The organism is Methylovulum psychrotolerans (assembly GCF_002209385.1).
GTDB lineage: Bacteria > Pseudomonadota > Gammaproteobacteria > Methylococcales > Methylomonadaceae > Methylovulum > Methylovulum psychrotolerans.
This window is the reverse complement of record NZ_CP022129.1, coordinates 3,443,326-3,461,329: the sequence shown is the minus strand read 5'-3', so window position 1 is coordinate 3,461,329 and position 18,004 is coordinate 3,443,326. Positions and strand designations below refer to the sequence as shown.

General features: G+C 54.3%; 14 protein-coding genes. 8 read left to right on the top strand and 6 right to left on the bottom strand.

Features of this window, described 5'->3' with window-relative positions; genetic code table 11:
* Positions 1 to 361: 361 nt before the first annotated feature.
* Complete coding sequence (locus CEK71_RS15730; protein WP_088620267.1) at positions 362 to 1,075, top strand: PEP-CTERM sorting domain-containing protein; 714 nt, start codon at positions 362 to 364, stop codon at positions 1,073 to 1,075.
* Between the two features lie 122 nt (positions 1,076 to 1,197).
* Here the strand turns inward: CEK71_RS15730 and ettA are convergent, their stop codons facing one another.
* The 5 genes from ettA to ssb form a co-directional block, all read right to left on the bottom strand.
* Entirely contained in the window at positions 1,198 to 2,862 is a 1,665-nt protein-coding gene (ettA, locus tag CEK71_RS15725; RefSeq protein WP_088620266.1) for an energy-dependent translational throttle protein EttA, read from the bottom strand.
* Between the two features lie 229 nt (positions 2,863 to 3,091).
* Positions 3,092 to 4,180, bottom strand: a complete 1,089-nt coding sequence (aroC, locus tag CEK71_RS15720; protein ID WP_088620265.1) for a chorismate synthase — start codon at positions 4,178 to 4,180, stop codon at positions 3,092 to 3,094.
* A gap of 1 nt (position 4,181) precedes the next feature.
* A complete protein-coding gene (prmB, locus tag CEK71_RS15715; RefSeq protein ID WP_088621657.1) occupies positions 4,182 to 5,114 on the bottom strand; it encodes a 50S ribosomal protein L3 N(5)-glutamine methyltransferase in 933 nt (310 codons plus the stop codon).
* Between the two features lie 181 nt (positions 5,115 to 5,295).
* A complete protein-coding gene (locus tag CEK71_RS15710) occupies positions 5,296 to 6,195 on the bottom strand; it encodes a hypothetical protein (RefSeq protein ID WP_088620264.1) in 900 nt (299 codons plus the stop codon).
* Positions 6,196 to 6,353: 158 nt separating this feature from the next.
* Entirely contained in the window at positions 6,354 to 6,854 is a 501-nt protein-coding gene (ssb, locus tag CEK71_RS15705; protein WP_088621656.1) for a single-stranded DNA-binding protein, read from the bottom strand.
* 163 nt (positions 6,855 to 7,017) lie between these two features.
* Between ssb and CEK71_RS15700 the strand changes: the two genes are divergently transcribed.
* Positions 7,018 to 8,094, top strand: a complete 1,077-nt coding sequence (locus CEK71_RS15700) for a glycosyltransferase family 9 protein (RefSeq protein WP_088620263.1) — start codon at positions 7,018 to 7,020, stop codon at positions 8,092 to 8,094.
* Here the strand turns inward: CEK71_RS15700 and CEK71_RS23955 are convergent.
* Positions 8,075 to 8,203 carry a hypothetical protein gene (locus CEK71_RS23955; RefSeq protein ID WP_269766558.1) on the bottom strand — a complete coding sequence of 43 codons (129 nt, stop codon included), beginning with the start codon at positions 8,201 to 8,203 and terminating at the stop codon, positions 8,075 to 8,077. The two genes, CEK71_RS15700 and CEK71_RS23955, sit on opposite strands and share 20 nt — an antisense overlap.
* 162 nt (positions 8,204 to 8,365) lie before the next feature.
* Between CEK71_RS23955 and CEK71_RS15695 the strand changes: the two genes are divergently transcribed.
* From CEK71_RS15695 to CEK71_RS15670, 6 genes are all read left to right on the top strand, one after another.
* On the top strand, positions 8,366 to 9,973 hold the full coding sequence (locus CEK71_RS15695; RefSeq protein WP_088620262.1) for a vanadium-dependent haloperoxidase: 1,608 nt from the start codon (positions 8,366 to 8,368) through the stop codon (positions 9,971 to 9,973).
* A gap of 157 nt (positions 9,974 to 10,130) precedes the next feature.
* Positions 10,131 to 11,156, top strand: coding sequence for a sulfate ABC transporter substrate-binding protein (locus CEK71_RS15690; protein ID WP_088620261.1), 1,026 nt, complete (start codon positions 10,131 to 10,133; stop codon positions 11,154 to 11,156).
* A 51-nt stretch (positions 11,157 to 11,207) separates the two neighbouring features.
* Positions 11,208 to 12,089, top strand: a complete 882-nt coding sequence (locus CEK71_RS15685; RefSeq protein ID WP_088620260.1) for a response regulator — start codon at positions 11,208 to 11,210, stop codon at positions 12,087 to 12,089.
* A gap of 146 nt (positions 12,090 to 12,235) precedes the next feature.
* A complete protein-coding gene (locus tag CEK71_RS15680; protein ID WP_198328262.1) occupies positions 12,236 to 12,739 on the top strand; it encodes a chemotaxis protein CheW in 504 nt (167 codons plus the stop codon).
* Entirely contained in the window at positions 12,736 to 15,657 is a 2,922-nt protein-coding gene (locus CEK71_RS15675; protein WP_088620258.1) for a hybrid sensor histidine kinase/response regulator, read from the top strand. The genes CEK71_RS15680 and CEK71_RS15675 overlap by 4 nt, the downstream gene beginning before the upstream one ends.
* A gap of 41 nt (positions 15,658 to 15,698) precedes the next feature.
* Positions 15,699 to 17,954, top strand: coding sequence for a methyl-accepting chemotaxis protein (locus CEK71_RS15670; protein ID WP_088620257.1), 2,256 nt, complete (start codon positions 15,699 to 15,701; stop codon positions 17,952 to 17,954).
* The last annotated feature ends 50 nt before the right edge of the window (positions 17,955 to 18,004 follow it).

The following is an 18,004-nucleotide window of genomic DNA, read 5'->3' as shown; positions in this document are numbered from 1 at the left end:
CATAACCCACCTATCATGGTAAAACCTGCTTAAAAGATACCGGACGGACGAAACCACTTAGGCCAAAACACCATTCGGTGGCAATAGCAAGCCACTACTTTACTTTCAAAACCAGCAGCAGGAATTGCTGTCAGTTTATTTTACAATCAATACTGCCATTAAAGTAAGCGCGTTGAAAATCAGCCTGTTATCGGCAGAATATTATTGGTATGGATATTGCTAAAACCATATTGCTATTGGGTAATATTTAAAGTTCTACATTGGCTTCATCAAGGCGGTCTCTGATTGGCTAAAGATATTTAAGTAATGTGCGGGAACAAACCCAGCATAAGTTTTTAATTTTATTAAACGAGTCAACAACATGAAAAAAAATATTCTTGCTTCAGCTTTGGTTGTAGGCGGATTGGCGCTTTCTTCGCTGGCCAGCGCCGCGACAGTGACCACCTCATTTAGTTTGGGCCCCACAACCACCGAACTAAATAATGGCAACTCAACTGGGATTTTTAACCAATTCAACTCCAGTTTAGGCACACTGACCGGCGTCACCATTGACCTGACCGGCCTTTCAGTCAGCACCACATCCTTGCATAACAATGCCTCAGGATCGCAAACGTTCAAATATACATCAACCTTAGATTGGTCTTTTGACATTTTTGCAGGTTCAGGCAACATTTACGATGCGTTCACCACCGTTCTTGCCACTACCGGCAACAACACCGCTTATCTAAAAACAGTAGGCACAAATGTCACTTTAGCGGCAGGAGGCAACCTTAACTTAGGCACACGAACAGAAACTTACGATTACAGCACTAATGACACTCTGCTGACTGGCGTAACGTTAAGCGACTTCATCGGTACCGGCACATTGGGCATCGGCTGTAACACCGCAACCACCAGCTCGTTCACTGGCGGCGGCGGTAACATCCTCGCCAACCAAACCACTACTGGCTCTTGCTCCGGCTTGATCACCTATACTTATACCGAAGGCAGCCCAGTGCCTGAGCCAGCCAGCCTGATCATTATGGGTATCGGCTTTTTTGGCATGGCGGCTTTGCGTAAAAGACGCTATTCTTAAGGCATAGCGGCGGTATCCCCCTATCCCATCGGCCATTATTGGCCAGAGCCGTTCAGGATTACCGCCAAGCATCTATTGGATGCAAAAAAACCGCTTATAAAAGCGGTTTTTTTTTGCCTTCCTTACGCCAATTTTTTATACTTCAGGCGCTTGGGGTTATCCGCATCACTACCCAAACGGCGATGCCTGTCAGCCTCGTAATCTTCATAGTTACCCTCAAACCACACCACTTGGCTATCGCCTTCAAAAGCCAAGATATGCGTGGCGATACGGTCTAAAAACCAACGGTCATGCGAAATAACCACGGCGCAACCAGGAAAAGACAACAACGCCTCTTCCAACGCCCGCAAGGTTTCCACGTCCAAGTCGTTGGTCGGTTCGTCCAACAACAGCACGTTGCCGCCGGTTTTCAGTAATTTCGCCAAATGCACCCGGTTACGCTCACCGCCCGACAAATCGCCGATGCGTTTTTGCTGGTCGCCGCCTTTAAAGTTAAAACGCCCCAGATAGGCGCGTGACGGCGTTTCGTACTTGCCGACCGTAATCACGTCCAACCCGTCGGAAACTTCTTCCCATACCGTCTTGGTATTGTCCATATCATCGCGCAACTGGTCGACATAGGCCAACTGCACGGTTTGCCCCATGGTCAGCGTACCCGAATCCGGTTGTTCTAGCCCTGCCATCATACGGAACAGCGTCGATTTACCCGCCCCGTTCGGCCCGATAATGCCGACAATACCGCCAGGCGGCAATTTAAAGCTCAGTTCATTAATCAGCAGCCTATCGCCGAAACCCTTGCTGATGTTGTTAGCCTCGATAACCACATCGCCCAGACGCGGCCCCGGCGGGATATAAATTTCTTGGGTCTCATTACGTTTTTGCACATCCACCGCCGACAGCTCTTCAAACCGAGCCAATCGTGCTTTACTTTTGGCATGACGGCCTTTCGGGTTGGTGCGCACCCACTCCAACTCCGCCTTCATGGTCTTTTGCCGGGAAGACTCCTGACGCTCCTCCAACAGCAACCGGGCACTTTTTTGCTCCAGCCAACTGGAATAATTGCCTTCCCACGGAATGCCGGAACCGCGGTCCAATTCTAAAATCCAGCCCGCAACGTTATCCAAAAAGTAACGGTCATGGGTGACGGCCACTACCGTCCCGGTATAATCATGCAGGAAGCGCTCCAGCCAAGCCACCGACTCGGCATCCAAATGGTTGGTCGGCTCGTCCAGCAACAGCATATCGGGGTTGGACAACAGCAAACGGCATAAGGCGACGCGGCGTTTTTCCCCGCCCGATAAGGTCGTGACCTCGGCATCCCAATCCGGCAAGCGCAATGCGTCCGCCGCCACTTCCAGCTTGCGGTCGATATTATGCCCGTCCAGCGCGTTGATAATATCTTCCAACCGCGCCTGATCCGCCGCCAATTTGTCAAAATCGGCATCCTCTTCGGCATAAGCGGCATATACCGCATCCAAATCAGCCAAAGCGGTTTTAACATGTGCCACCGCCTCTTCGACGTTACCGCGCACGGTTTTATTCGGGTCTAACTGCGGCTCTTGCGGCAAATAGCCGATATAAATGCCTTTTAGCGGCACGGCTTCGCCTTCGATTTCCTTATCGATACCCGCCATAATTTTCAGCAACGTCGATTTACCGGAGCCGTTCAGGCCCAGCACACCGATTTTCGCGCCAGGGAAAAAAGACAACGAAATGTCTTTCAGAATGTATTTTTTCGGCGGGACGATTTTACCGACCCGGTTCATGGAATAGATATATTGCGCCATAATGTCCGTCTATATCGTGGTTAAAAAGTTGCCGGACAAACGCCCCGCGCCTGCCCTATACTACAAAAATGCCTTGCTATACTCCGAACGGTCAAGTTTTCGGTTTTTTTGGTAGGGTACGCTGTGCGTACCTTTAAAAAATCCTCATAAAAATCAGTGTAAAAGGTACGCACAGCGTACCCTACATTGTAAAAGCCGAAAACTTGGCCGTTCACAGTATATATTTGCCCTAACGCAACACCGGCAAGCCCGAAGCCACCGCCAGATTCTGCGCCCGATGGCGCAAATAATGGTCCATCAGCACAATCGCCACCATCGCTTCGGCAATCGGTGTGGCACGGATGCCGACACAAGGGTCATGGCGGCCTTCGGTAATCACCTCGGTGGCATCGCCGTGGGTATTAATCGTCCGCCCCGGCAAACGCAAGCTGGAGGTGGGTTTTAAGGCGATGCTGGCGGTGATGTTTTGGCCGCTGGAAATGCCGCCCAAAATGCCGCCCGCATGGTTGCTTAAAAAGCCTTCGGGGGTAATTTCGTCACGAAAGCGCGTGCCTTTGGTATCGATACAGGCAAAGCCGTCGCCAATTTCCACACCCTTCACGGCATTAATGCTCATCAGCGCGTAAGCCAGCTCAGCATCCAAGCGGTCAAAAATCGGCTCGCCCAAACCGGGCGGCACATTGCTGGCGACCACCTCAATCCGCGCCCCGATGGATTCGCCTTCTTTGCGCAAGGCATCCATATAGCTTTCCATTTCCGCCACCTTATCGGCATCCGGGCAGAAAAACGGATTGCTGTCGATGACCGACCAATCCACTTTAGCGATTTTTATCGGCCCCAATTGCGACAAATAACCACGGATTTCGATACCCGCCTGTTCAAACAAAAACTTTTTCGCAATACTGCCCGCCGCCACCCGCATCGCGGTTTCCCGCGCCGACGAACGGCCACCGCCGCGATAATCGCGGAAGCCGTATTTTTGCTGGTAAGTATAATCGGCATGGCCGGGGCGGAAAGTCTCGGCAATTTTGCCATAATCTTTCGAACGTTGGTCGGTGTTTTCAATCAGCAAACCTATGGGCGTACCCGTAGTTTTGCCCTCAAACACGCCGGAGAGGATTTTTACCTCGTCGGCCTCACGGCGTTGCGTGGTATGCCTGGAAGTGCCGGGCTTGCGGCGGTCCAAATCATGCTGGAGATCGGCTTCGCACAAGGCCATACCCGGCGGGCAACCATCGACGATACAGCCGATGGCAGGCCCATGGCTCTCGCCAAAACTGGTGACGGTAAAAAGTTTTCCTATGGTGTTTCCGGACATATTATGACAAAGCGGCTAAAAATTGTTTATGGTAAAGGTTGACTTGTTCGGCGGTGAGCAAGAACACGCCATCACCGCCCCGCGCAAATTCTAGCCAATAGAACGGCACTTCGGGGAAAGCGTCTTGCAACGCGGCGGCACTATTGCCGACTTCAACGACCAAAATACCCGTATCGGTCAGATAGTTATCGGCATCGGCGAGGATACGCAACACAATATCCAAACCCGTCTCTCCAGCGGTCAAACCTAATTGCGGTTCGGCGTGGAATTCGGCAGGGAGCTGCTGCCATTCCTCTATACTGACATAAGGGGGGTTACTGACAATAATGTCGTAGCGGGTTTCCGGCAGTTCTTCAAACAAATCCGATTCATACAAGGTCACTGCGTCACCCAACTGGTGCTGGCTGACGTTCACTGTGGCAACGGCGAGCGCGTCGGCAGACAAGTCTACGGCATCGACATAAGCCTCTGGGAACGCATAAGCGCAGGCAATGGCGATACAGCCGCTGCCCGTACACAAGTCGAGGATATTCATTACTTGGTCTTCGTCCACCCACGGGTCAAACCGTTGGGCAATCAGCTCGGCAATCGGCGACCGGGGTACCAGCACCCGCTCATCGACATAAAAAGCCAAGCCGGCAAAGATGGCCTCATGGGTCAGGTAAGCGGCAGGAATACGCTCGTTAATGCGGCGGCTTATTATATCAAGGATTTTTTGCCGCTCATCCAAGGCCAACACGGTGTCCAAATAAGCCTCGGCCAGATCATAAGGCTGATAAACCGTGTGCAAGATCAGTGCCGCCGCCTCATCAAGAGCGGCTACTGTGCCGTGGCCAAAACTGACTTGATGCTCGGCAAAGCGGCTGGCGGCCCAACGGATATAGTCGCGTAAGGTTTTTAAGGTAGTTAAGACTTCAGAAGGGGTGCTGTGCATGATGTCAGGAAAATTAAAGGGGTAAATTTTTAGCGCCGGAAATGCCGCCATTAAGAAAATCAGTTACGCGCAGCTATACTCTGAACGGTCAAGTTTTCGGTTAATCCGTCCGTGGTCTGGAGACGGCCAAATGGTTAATCCTAAAACCGAAAACTTGACCATTTGAAGTATATGCAAAACCTCAAAACTTCTCGGCCTGTTTACGCGCTTTTTCCGCACCGTCCATATCGTTCTGCATTTCTCTGGCGCGGGCGATCAGTAACCAACTATGTTTTTTCAGCGGCTTGTCGTTAGTCGCCATCAGCGCCGATTTTTTTGCCAAATCTTCCGCCAAAACGGGTTTGGATTGCTTTAACCGTAACAACGCCAATTTATATAATAAGGTCGGATTTTTCGGCTCAATCCGCATCGCCCGCTCTATCGTCGCCGAGGCCGAATCAATATTGCCCCGCGCGACACTCTTGTCCGCCGCCAACACCAAGGTTTGCGTCACTGCCGATAACGGCGCAAACGTCTGCAATGGCTCGAATACAGGTGGCGGCGGTGGCGGTGCGGGCGGCGTGACCATGGCGACGACATCCGGGGCGGCTACCGATGGCGGCACGGCGGCGGCCGGTTGTGGGACAATAGTGCCCGGCTCCATACTCGGCACAGGCAGAACGGGTTCGGCAGGCGCTGGCGGTACTGCATTCATCGCCATCGTCAAAGGTGCAGGCTGGGGCGGCTGCGCGACCGCCGACGGCGACGGCAACAGCGATGTGCTGCTGGGGTCTAAGCTGGTCGGTTTCTCCAAAGCATTGAGCGCTTGCTCTTGCTCCGGGGTCAGCATTTGCCGGGTCTGTTCCGGCGTTAACGGCTCCGGCTCCAAAGGCGTGACTGTCGGGGCGGGCATATCCGGCATCTTATTAATTTCGATGGTCTGCACAGGTGCGGGCGCAGGTGCCGGCACCGGTTCGGGTGCTTGAACGATAACAGGCCGCTCTTGATAAACAGGCGCGGGCTCTTTCTCCCCGAACGGGTTATAAGCACACCCCGTGACAAACACAGGCAACAGTAGGAAAAAAGATCGTTTAATTGACATGGTATCCGATGATCTAAAAAAACCGCCCCAAACAGGCTAAAGCAACCGCCCAATAACGTTCCGGCAGCCTATGGGCATACAAAAAGACCTGATTATAAAGTCCTTAAGCCGTTTCTGCCAGTAGTGCATGACATTTAACTGGCTTTAGCCTAATCAGCCTAAAATGGAATATCATCATCAAAATCATCATAAGTCGGCGGGGCAGGAGGCATGGCCGGACTGTTATATTGCGGCGCGGGTGATGGCGCCTGCGGGGCTTGGTAAGCCGGACGGGCGGGCGGCGGGGCGGCTTGGGCGGGGGCTTGGGTGTCAAACTCACCTGTGCCGCCAGTGCGGCTACCCAGCATCTGCATCTCTTCGGCGACAATCTCGGTGGTGTAACGGTCTTGGCCGTCTTGGCCTTGCCATTTCTGGGTACGGATACGCCCCTCCACATAAACTTGACTGCCTTTTTTTAAATATTCTCCGGCAATTTCCGCCAGACGCGCAAAAAACACCACCCGATGCCATTCGGTCTCCTCACGGTTTTCATTGGTCTGCTTATCTTTCCAGCGCCGACTGGTCGCCAAGCGGATAGTCGTAATCGCCGCACCCGACGGCATATAACGCACTTCCGGGTCAGCGCCAAGCCGCCCGATTAACATGACTTTATTCAGCATAACACTCCATAATATATAAGGCCTAAAAGTTGCGGTTATCTTCGCATCATTTGCCGATATTTGCCATGTAAAGCCAGACTTTTCGCCCCAAAAGTTCCACCCATCATGATAACGTTTTACCATAAAATAGCTTTTAGCCATTTGCATACCTCGCCCTGGAGACATGATGCTACCGTTTTGCACCCCGTTAAACTTTACCGACATCCAAAAAATTTTATTCCTGCGCAAGGACAATCTCGGTGATTTACTGTACACCCTGCCCTTAACCACCCTGCTAAAACAACACTATCCGCAGTTGCGCATCGATTTTCTCGTCCCCGCCTACAGTGCCCCCTTAGCGCAATGCTATGCCGATGCCGACCAAGTGCTGATCCTGCCAGACAGCATCAAGCCTTCCGGCGACGCTTACCGCAGCACTGTCGACGCAATCAAAACCCAACACTATGATATGGCCTTTAATATCCACCCTAAATTCGTTTTAGCCAAATTGGCTTTTGCCGCCCGCATCCCGCACCGGCTGACCCGCACCGAACGCCTCTATGCCTTATACGCGAACCACTGGGTTTGGCAACAGCGCAAACACCAACGCCAACACGAACTGGACTATAACCTTGACCTGCTGCACGGCTGGATTAATCCCCCTGACCGCCAAGCCATCCCCTTTAACTTCCAAACCAGTGCAGTGGCGGCGGCCAAAGTCGAAACCTTCTTACAACACCACCAGTTCCGCCACTTTACCCTCATCCATCCCGGCAGTAACGGCAGCGCCATCGATCTGCCCCTTAACCTATACGGCGACCTGATCGACGCTTACCCCTTACCCGGCACGGTCATCATTACCGGCACCGCCAAAGAAAGCCCCTTGTACCAGCAACTAAGCCGCCACTGCCGCAAACCCCTCATCGATGCGACCGGGCAGTTTTCTTTAGAAGAACTGCTGTGCCTGATCCAACGCTGCACTCTGCTGATCAGCAACAGCACCGGCCCCCTGCATATCGCCCGCGCCTTCAACAAGCCCTTATTGGGATTTTATTCCACTTTAAAAAGTGCCCACCCGCGCCGCTGGGGGCCGTACGGACAAGAACAAAGCCATACCCTTATCCCCGCCAATGAAAACTTCGCCACCTTCCAGACCGACCTCAAGCAATGCCGCGCCAATATGGCGGCGATAAAAGTCACGGACATTATGCGGAAATTGGATACGATCTTGGCAGAACCTACTAGGTGCCAGCCAACATAGCCGAGCCGGACAAGCGGTAAAAATGCCACGCTTTTCGGGCGGCATATTCGGTTGCCAGTAAGCTTTTAGCCTTACCGACAAACAGCACTTGCTTGACTACTGTTGTCACAGCAACACCATTACCCGCCCTTACTCAACAGAAACAAAGCAAATACAATAACTTACATATTGGCATATAAATTGACTATTGAAAAGTACACAACAGTAATGACCGGACGTTACTGTCGGTGTTGTGCATTATGCAGACTTTCAAAATTCAATAGAGGTTTATATGAAAAATAACACAGCTACCCCATTACGCCTGACGACACTGACTGTGGCTATTGCCGCTTCCTTATTCACCGTTTCCGCGACCGCCGATACCGTCACCGATTGGAACAAGTACACCGTTTGGGCGACCAAAGCCGCCACTTCACTGACCACCGGCACCGCCAGCTTGGCGCAAAATTCCAATGTCGCCACCCGTATCGAAGCCATCGAAGCCCGCGCCGTTTTCGATGCGGTCAACGTTTTCGATCATTTTAGCCCCACCAGCTATTACTACAACGCCGCCGCACCCACCGGGGCAACCGCTAAATCGGCGGCGGCGGCGGCGGCACAAGCGGCACATGACGTATTACTGGGGGCATTGCCTAATCCGGCCAGTGGCAGTTGGAACCCCACCCGGGATTGGTTAAACACGCAACTGGCCAGCGATTTGGCGGCTTTGGGCGTAACGGCTGCCGATCCTGGCATTGCCGTCGGCCAAGCTGCCGCCGCAGCAGCCTTAGCGGCCAGGGCGGAAGATTTTTCCGCCATCAGAACCACCTATACCCCCTCCAGCAACCTGAGCGTTTCCACCACCAATACGGTCATCCCTAATGCCACCGGCAATCCAGGGATTGGCCTATGGCGGCCCAGCAACGGCGCGGCAGGCGTTAACGACCCCATCACCGGCGCACCGACTGGCTTTGACGCGTCTGGAGCCATCCAAGCGGCGGCAGGCATTGATTTTAACTGGAAAAACGTCACGCCATTTAGCTTGACCACCGTAAAAAAACAACTGCTGGTCGCCACCGTCCCTCCCGCCCTCACCATCGGTAGCGACGAATACAATGCCGAGTTGGATTTTGTCAAAACCCACGGGCAAGACTCGGCCAATCCGGGCAACCGTAGCCACGACCAAACCTTACAGGCGCTGTTTTACAAGTCCGACGCGGAACTCTTTGTTAACGAAGCCGCCCGGCTTGCCTCGGCCAGCCGAAACCTGACCCTAGACCAAAACGCCAAATTATTTGCCGTGTTGGCCAATGCCTTGGCCGATGCCCGTATTGCCGCCTTCCAATCCAAATACGACCTGACGTTTTGGCGGCCTATTACCGCCCTCAACGCCAACCCGGACGGCAGCGTCAGCACTTATACTTGGAAACCTCTGGCAACCACCCCTTCCCATCCTTCCAACACGGGCGGACATAGCGCGACCGGCGCGGCGGGGGCAGAGATACTGCGGGCTTTTTTCAAGTCCGATAATATCCAGAAAAATGGCACACCTGTAACCCTGACCACTTTACCGTGGCTAATCGGCACCAATAACGGCACAGGCCAAGTAGACCCATTAGTGTTTGGTGGCGATGCCACCACCCGCACCGTCAGCAGCTTTTCTAAGCTACAGCTAGAAAATGGCCGGAGCCGCATTTACTTGGGCGTACATTTTGGTAATGACGACTACCAAGGCCAAACCCTTGGCCTGACTGTGGCCGATGCCATCATCAATACCAAAACCGATCCGGCGGCGGCAGGCCTGAGCGTGTTCTGGGGCAATGCCAACACCCCTAACAACAAATATTTAAAAGCCATTTTAACCGCCAACTCCGCCACTTCCGGATTTTTTGGCCTATAGCCGGACATCTGCGGGATGGCGCTTTCCTATCAAGGTGATAAGCGCTTCATCCTGCAACTTGTTATGGTTAACTGCCTTAACCACCTAATAGCCTAGAGGCTGGGCCATTTATTTTAATGTTAAAAAATCTGACATCACGGCGCCTAAGGGAAACATCATGACTTTTACCACCAAACTCACCATAGCAATCTTCGCTGGCCTGTTCGCCGCTAATGCCGCCACCGCCGACCAGACGTTGCTCAACGTGTCTTACGATCCTACCCGTGAGCTTTTTCAAGATTTTAATAAGGCCTTTATCAGTTACTGGAAAACCAAATCCGGCGAAACCGTCAAAATAGAACAATCCCATGGCGGCTCCGGCAAACAGGCACGCTCAGTGATTGAAGGGCGGGAAGCCGATGTGCTGACCCTGGCAATCACTTATGACATCGATAAAGTGGCGGAAAAAGCCAAGTTATTGCCCAACGGCTGGCAAACGAAACTGCCTAACAATAGCATCCCCTACACCTCCACCGTGGTCTTTTTAGTACGCAAAGACAACCCCAAAGGCATCAAAGACTGGGATGACTTGGTGAAGGCCGACGTTACCGTGGTCACCCCCAACCCGAAAACCTCCGGCGTGGCGCGTTACAATTATCTGGCCGCCTGGGCATTTGCGGAAAAAAAATACGGCGGCAAAGAAGCGGCGAAACATTTTTTAAAAGAACTCTATAAAAACGTCCCCATCCTAGATTCCGGCTCGCGTGCCGCCACCACCACCTTCTTGCAACGCGGCGTGGGCGACGTGTTGTTGACCTGGGAAAACGAAGCGTTTTTAGCGGTTAAAGAACTGGGCGAAGGCCAAGTGGAAATCGTCGCGCCGTCCACCAGCATTCTTGCCGAACTGCCGGTGGCCGTGGTTGACAGCATCGCTAAAAAACATGGCACCGAAGAAGCGGCAACCGCCTATTTACAGTATTTGTATACCCCTATCGGGCAAAAATTGGCCGCCAAACATTATTTCCGCCCCATCTCCCCCCAATATGCCGATGCGGCAGACCTGAACCGCTTCTCCAAAATGAAGCTCTTTACTGTTAAAGAAGGCTTCGGCAGTTGGGAGCAAGCCCAAAAAGAACATTTTGACGATAACGGTATTTTCGACCAACTCTATGTGCCGTCTTTTCTGAAATGGAGCGGTTCCTAAACCGCGTTATCCCTACACAGGCTTCATCGTTAACCCCATAGGAGTATTGCCATGTACCCAAACAGTCTGCACCAAGACGCTCCCACCGTTGCCGAACCCAGGCCGCAAACCCGCGTGGCGGTGGCCACCATCGGTTTCGGGGCGGCATGGGAGGAAAAGCTCAAACCCTTATTCCAACAACAGCCCCGCCATAAAAACCTCTATGTGCTGGTACCTCCCACCGAGCCCGTCCTGCATGTGCTGCTGGTCAATTACGACAACCCCTTGGCGTTAAGAAAAAAAGACCTGATCCTGAGCAAAAAGGTCGGCGTTGAAGTCATAGCCATCAGCCAAGGGCCAATAGACCCTCCTCCTGCCCACCATCTCAGCGGCCTGTTGACCACCGCCAGACTGATAACCGCACTCGACAGGCTAAGCCCGCTTGCCGGACTATCGGAACGGGTATTACCGCAAACCATGGCCGCACCACCATTACCGCAAATACCGCCGATAAGCCCGGCTCCGGCAGTTGCCACGGGCGGTTATCGGGTATTAGTGGTAGATGACAGCTTACCCGTCCAAAAAGACTTGGAACACAAACTATCCACCTTAGAACAAATCACCAGCATCGCCTTTGCCCAAGACGGTGCGACCGCTTTGGCAATGGCGCAACAGCAACACTATGACTTGATTTTCTTAGACGTGATTATGCCGGATATCGACGGTTATGAAGTCTGCACCCAATTACGCCGCAATCCGCAGTATAAAAAGACCCCGATTATCATGGTGTCCGGCAAAACCTCGCCGCTGGACGAAGTGAAGGGGGTAATGGCGGGCTGCACGACTTATTTGACCAAACCCGTCCAAGAAGAGGCCTTTAAAAAACTCAGCACCCGCATCGTCGCTTGGCTAACGGCCCGCCGACAAGAACAACGCCAACCCGTGACCCATTAGACGGCCACCAACAGCCCTCTTTTTATGCGTTACGATCCCCCCTGCAAATACCAAACCGGCAGGGCGTGGCTTTAACGGGTATCTTTTTCGGCAGCGGCATAGCCTAAACACAGGCCTTGCCGCCGATATTGACAATGACATTAATCATGGCGACCAATTTCAATTCAACGGCTACAGCACCCATCGGCTATGCGGACACCGCCCCAGCCAACCCTTTAGGCTTCCGTGTCGGCGGCTTGGGGTTTTTGTTGCCCGCCCAGGGCAATTGCGAAGTCTTAGGGGCATTACCCGTCAATCCGATTCCCAAAACCGCCCCTTGGTTCAGCGGCCTGTTAAACAGGCGCGGCACTATCGTGCCGGTTATCGACTTACACCGCTTATTTGACAGCACCACCCACCCGCCGCAAAAACGCCATTTGCTTGCCATCGGCCACGGCGACAAAACCCTGTCCTTGTGGATAGACGACTACCCGCAGCCAGTCGCCGACATAGACGAAGCCCCAGCCAGCCCCTTCGCCTTGCCCGATAGCGTCGCACCGTTTATCCGTCAGACCTATATACAGGGTGGCCAAACATGGTTGGAGCTTGATTTTGAGGCTTTCTTCAATGCGCTAGGCGGCTTATCGTTCTGCCCGGAGGCGGGATTATGAACACGGTCATCGCCAATACCGCTTTAGGCACAAGCATTGCAGACCTAAGCGCAGACGGGTATGCCGAAGATTACCTGTTGGCGATTGCTCTGGATGATACCTTATCGCCCACCGCGACCCTCTTGGAACACGCAGAATTATTGGCGATGGAGGCGGCGTTTATTGGGCAGCAGCTAACCGCCATTACCCTGGATACACCCGACCATTACGCCGGACATTTAGCCGAACTCAGCACCGCCCTTGACAGCTACGAAGATACCGCCAGCATAGCCGAGTTTAACGGCTTAGCCTTGAGCTGTGCGCATGTCCAGCATAACATCAGACTATGCCTTGCTGACCCCAGCCTGTTTGCCGCCCCCCAAGTAGAGGCCTTACAGAGCTGGATTGCCGCCGTCCAAGACTATCTGGCGAACATCGGTGACCGGGATGCCGGAATGCCCCTGCTCGCGCAACTGGGCAACCCCGATTGGCCGCTACCCTTGGATATGGAAGCCGCCGGGCTATTGCTGACGCAATTGCAAGGCATCGGCGGCGTTAACACGCCAGCAACACCAACGGCGCATAAACGCACCGCCAGCGCCGAAGATGCCAGCTTAGCCTTACCCGAAGACGTTAACCAAGAACTGCTGGACCTGCTCCTGCAAGAACTGCCTATCCAAACCCAAACCTTATCCGCCGCCCTGCACGCCTTACAGGCAGACGGCAGTTTGGCGGATGTGGACACCGCACAACGCCTCGCCCACACCGTCAAAGGCGCGGCTAATACGGTCGGTATTAAAGGTATTGCTCAGCTCACCCATTATCTCGAAGACATCTTAGTCGCCTGCGCCCAACTACAAAAACTGCCCGGCCACAGCTTGCTGCACGCCTTAATCGCCGCCGCCGATTGCTTAGAAGCCATGAGCGAATCGCTGCTCGGACTTAGCCCGCCGCCCGATGATGCTTTGGCCGTTTTACAAAACATCTTGAGCTGGGCAAATCGGCTGGAGAGCGAAGGCCCAGACAGCCTGACGGCTTTGCCCACGACCGGGCAAACGCTTGCTGATACCGCTGCCGTGCCCGCCGCCGAGGCTTCATCGCCCGCACCCGCCACCGCCAACGCTGAGAAAGCCCAAGCGGCCATGGTCAGAATCGAAGCCGAACAACTCGGCCAACTGTTCGGGCAAGCGGGCGAAAACCTCATCCTCAACAGCCAAGCCAACCAACGCCTGCGCCGCGCCAAAAACTTGCTACAAAACCTGCTAGAACAATTCGAGCTGTTACGCGGCCTAGGCGACGAACTGGAGCAACTGATAGACCTAAAAGACCTGTCAGGCCGTAACGCCACTAGCCCGGCAACCCCGCACGACGCGCTAGAAATGGACGAATACAACGAACTGCACACCGCCAGCCGCCGACTGGTGGAAGCGGCGTTCGATGCCCGGACAATCGGCTTGGATGCCCGCCAAGAATTGGACGCAATAAAACAGATACTGGACGAACAACAACAATTGATGAGCGAAACCCAAGAAGCCATTATGGCGACACGATTGGTGGCCGCCGCCACCCTGATCCCCCGCCTGCAAAGAAGTTTACGGCAAACCTGCCGCCTTACCGGCAAGCACTGTGTGCTGAGCTTTTCCGGCGAACACCTCAGGGTAGACGGCGACACCCTCAATACCCTGACCGACCCTCTCATGCACTTATTGCGCAACGCCGTCGACCACGGCATTGAAAGCCCCGAAGAGCGCTTACGCCTCAACAAGCCCGAATATGGCACCATTCACCTGAGCTTTGCCCATGAAGGTAACGGCCTCCTGATCCAACTGCGTGATGACGGGCGCGGCTTGGATTTTACCGCCATCCGTGCCGCCGCCGAACAGCGCGGCGTGTTGTCGACCGATCAAGCCGCCAGCGAAGACGACTTAACACAGTTCATCCTCCGCCCAAACTTTTCGACGCGCAGCCAAGCCACCCAAACCTCCGGGCGCGGGGTCGGCATGGACGTGGTGAACTACCAAGTACAGGCGCAAGGCGGTAGCCTCACCTTACACTCCGAGCCAGGCCAAGGGCTGACAGTGGCCTTACAAATTCCCCTACCACTCAGCCGCGCCCATGCTTTGCTGACCGCCATCGGCCCCTACCATCTGGCGCTCGCCAACCACGGTATCCGGCAAATCGTCTTAGCGGGTACAAACCCGCTCAGTATCACCGAAGACGGCCAATACGCCGAACTGGACGGCCACCGCTATCCTGCCCAGACCCTAGACCAACTGCTAGGCCTACCCGGCTACCGCAAACCCGACCAAGTGCCGCGCCTCGCCTTATTGGTCGAACATCAGCAAACCACCACCGCCATCTTACTGGATGGGGTGACCGACGGCCTGGACATCGTCATCAAAAACTTTGGCGCTTACATTAAAAAAACGCCCGGCTTTATCGGCACGACCATTCTCGGTGACGGTAGCGTCGCCCCCGTGCTGGATCTGCCCGAACTGCTGCGGCTGGCCGAAGGCGGCGCAGCGGCTTGGCAAGACACCGCCCTACCCCTAACCGCGCCCACCTTACCGAGCATCTTGGTGGTAGACGACTCGCTCAGCCAACGCCGCGCCCTCGAACAACTCTTACAAGACTCCGGCTTTCAGGTCAGCACCGCCCGCGACGGCGTAGAAGCCGCCGAACACTTGGCCGTAACCCTCCCCGACCTGGTGCTGACAGACCTGGAAATGCCGCGCATGAACGGCATTGAATTGACCGGACACATCCGCATCAGCCGCGCCACCGCCGCCCTGCCCGTGATCATGGTCACTTCAAGAACCACCCAGATGCACCGCACCCTGGCCAGCGATGCCGGGGTCAATGCCTATATGGTCAAGCCCGTACGCGAAGAGGACCTGCTGGCGACGATACACCGCCTAATCACCGCCCCTTCGGCTTGACTATCGACGGCAAAACCCCTTAATCCACACGAGTTAACATTATGGCACAAGCACACATTACGCCGTTTAGCGGCTTATTATTACGGCAAAAATTCGCTATTTTAGCCTTACTGGCCTTAGTTCTGGTCGGTACCGCCTTCTATTCCGTCATTGATAGCCAATGGGATAAAATCAACGAAACCAAACGCGAACAACAAGGCCTGCGCTTAGCCAAAGAACTGCTCGCCCTCAGCCAATTATTATCCAAACACCGCGCCTATTCGGTCGGCTTTATGGGTAACGGTGCCGCCGAAAGCCAAGCCGCCCAACATGCCATTGAGCGAAAAATAACTGACATCGATACCTTAAGCCAAACTATCGGCGACACCGAAGTGCAGGAACTTTGGGAAAACTTTAAGCAAGAATGGCCGAAAATCGCCCGCAAAGCCAGAGACCACTCGGTAACGCCGCCGGAGCTGTTCCGCTCAGATGCGTGGCTGATCGCCAAGGTGCGGGATATTTTAACGGTCATCATCGACCATTACGGCCTAGCGCTAGACCCCAACCCCGAATCGTATTTCTTGATCCGCGCCATCCTCGTCGATGCCCCCCTTATCGCCGAGTACATAGACCAAGCGAACGGCTGGGGTACGGGCTTATTGTTACAAGCCGCCGAACGGGCCACCAAAAAAATCCCTGCCGACACCCTAAGCGGCAACCTGCCCCGCGACCGGGGTCGCCTGATCCTGATGCTCAGCATCGCTAATGAGCATTTAGACACCGCCGAGCAGAACTTTAACCATTTCCTCAATGCCGAGCACAAACAAGCCGACCCGAAAGCCCAAGAATCCCTAAATAGCCAATTCAACACCACGACCGCCTTAATCAAAAAGGCCATCGAACTGGCCGACACCCAAATCATCACCCAAGCGGCCTTAGATTACCCGCCCGCCAACTACTTTTCGCGGCATAGCTTAGCGATTAACGAAATGTATAACGAAATCACCCTCGGCGTGAATGAACTGGATGCTATCTTCAGCCGCCAAATCCAGTCCGCCAGCCTGACCCTGCTCGCCTTAGCCGTGGTCATCATCACCCTCATTGCGGGCTGTACCCTGGTCGCCCTCTACATCACCAACTCCATCACCCGTCCCGTCGGCCTATTAGTGGACGTTATGCAAAAACTGGCCGCAGGTGACAACAGCGTCCGCGCCCATTTACAAACCCATGACGAGATTGGCCTGTTAGGCCGCCAGTTCGACCTGATGGTCGACCAGCGCGAAGCCGTGCGCCGGAAAATAGAACAGGAAAAAGAATGGCTCAACAACTCCATTGTCGAACTGCTGGTGTCAGTAGGGAAACTCGCGCAAAAAGATTTGACCGTCCAAGCCGTAGCGGCGGGCGACGTTACCGGTCCGCTGGCGGAGGCCTTAAACCTGCTGACCTACGAAACCGCCCACGTCTTGCAACGGGTGACGCAAATCGCCGACGAAGTCGCCCACGTTTCCCAACAAGTGCAAAGCCAATCGGCACGGGTGATTGATGTCGCCGCCGATGAAAAACGCGAAGTCGAACAAGCCGCCCACGAACTGGGCGCCGCCTCCAAAGCCATGCTGGAAGTCGCCAAACTGGCCGCCTCCTGCAACCTTGCCGCCGAGAAGGCCATCAACAATACCGATAAAGCCCAAGCCACCGTTTCCGACACCATCAACGGCATCACCAGCATCCGCACCACCATCCGCGAAACCGAAAAACGCATCAAACGCTTAGGCGAACGCTCACAAGAAATCGGCGGCATCGTCAACATCATTAACGATGTCGCCGAACGCACCCATGTCCTCGCCCTAAACGCCACCATGCAAGCCTCCTCAGCGGGCGAAGCCGGACGCGGCTTTGCCGTGGTCGCCAACGAAGTGCAAAAACTGGCGGAAAGCTCCCGCGAAGCGACCTTAAAAATCTCCTCGCTAGTCAACAGCATCCAAGCCGAAACTGCCAACACCATCACCACCATGAACAATGCCATCAGCCAAGTCGTCCGCGGCACCGAACTGGCGCAACAAGCAGGCGACGAAATGCAGGCGACCCGCGACACCACCGCCATTCTGGTGCATCTGGTACAAACCATCGCCAGCAGTTCCACCCAACAATCCGAAGTCTCAAAACGGCTGGTGGAACGCGCCCGACAAATCCAAAACAGCACCGAAGAAACCTACAGCCAACTCCAAGACCAAAGCCGCCAAACCGAATTACTGGTCAACCTATCCGGCGACTTGGTGTCATCGGTAGGCATTTTCACCTTACCCGAAGTCGCGGCTTAATGCCTAACTTTACTTTTGGAGCGCGGGCATCTTGCCCGCAACAGCGGGCA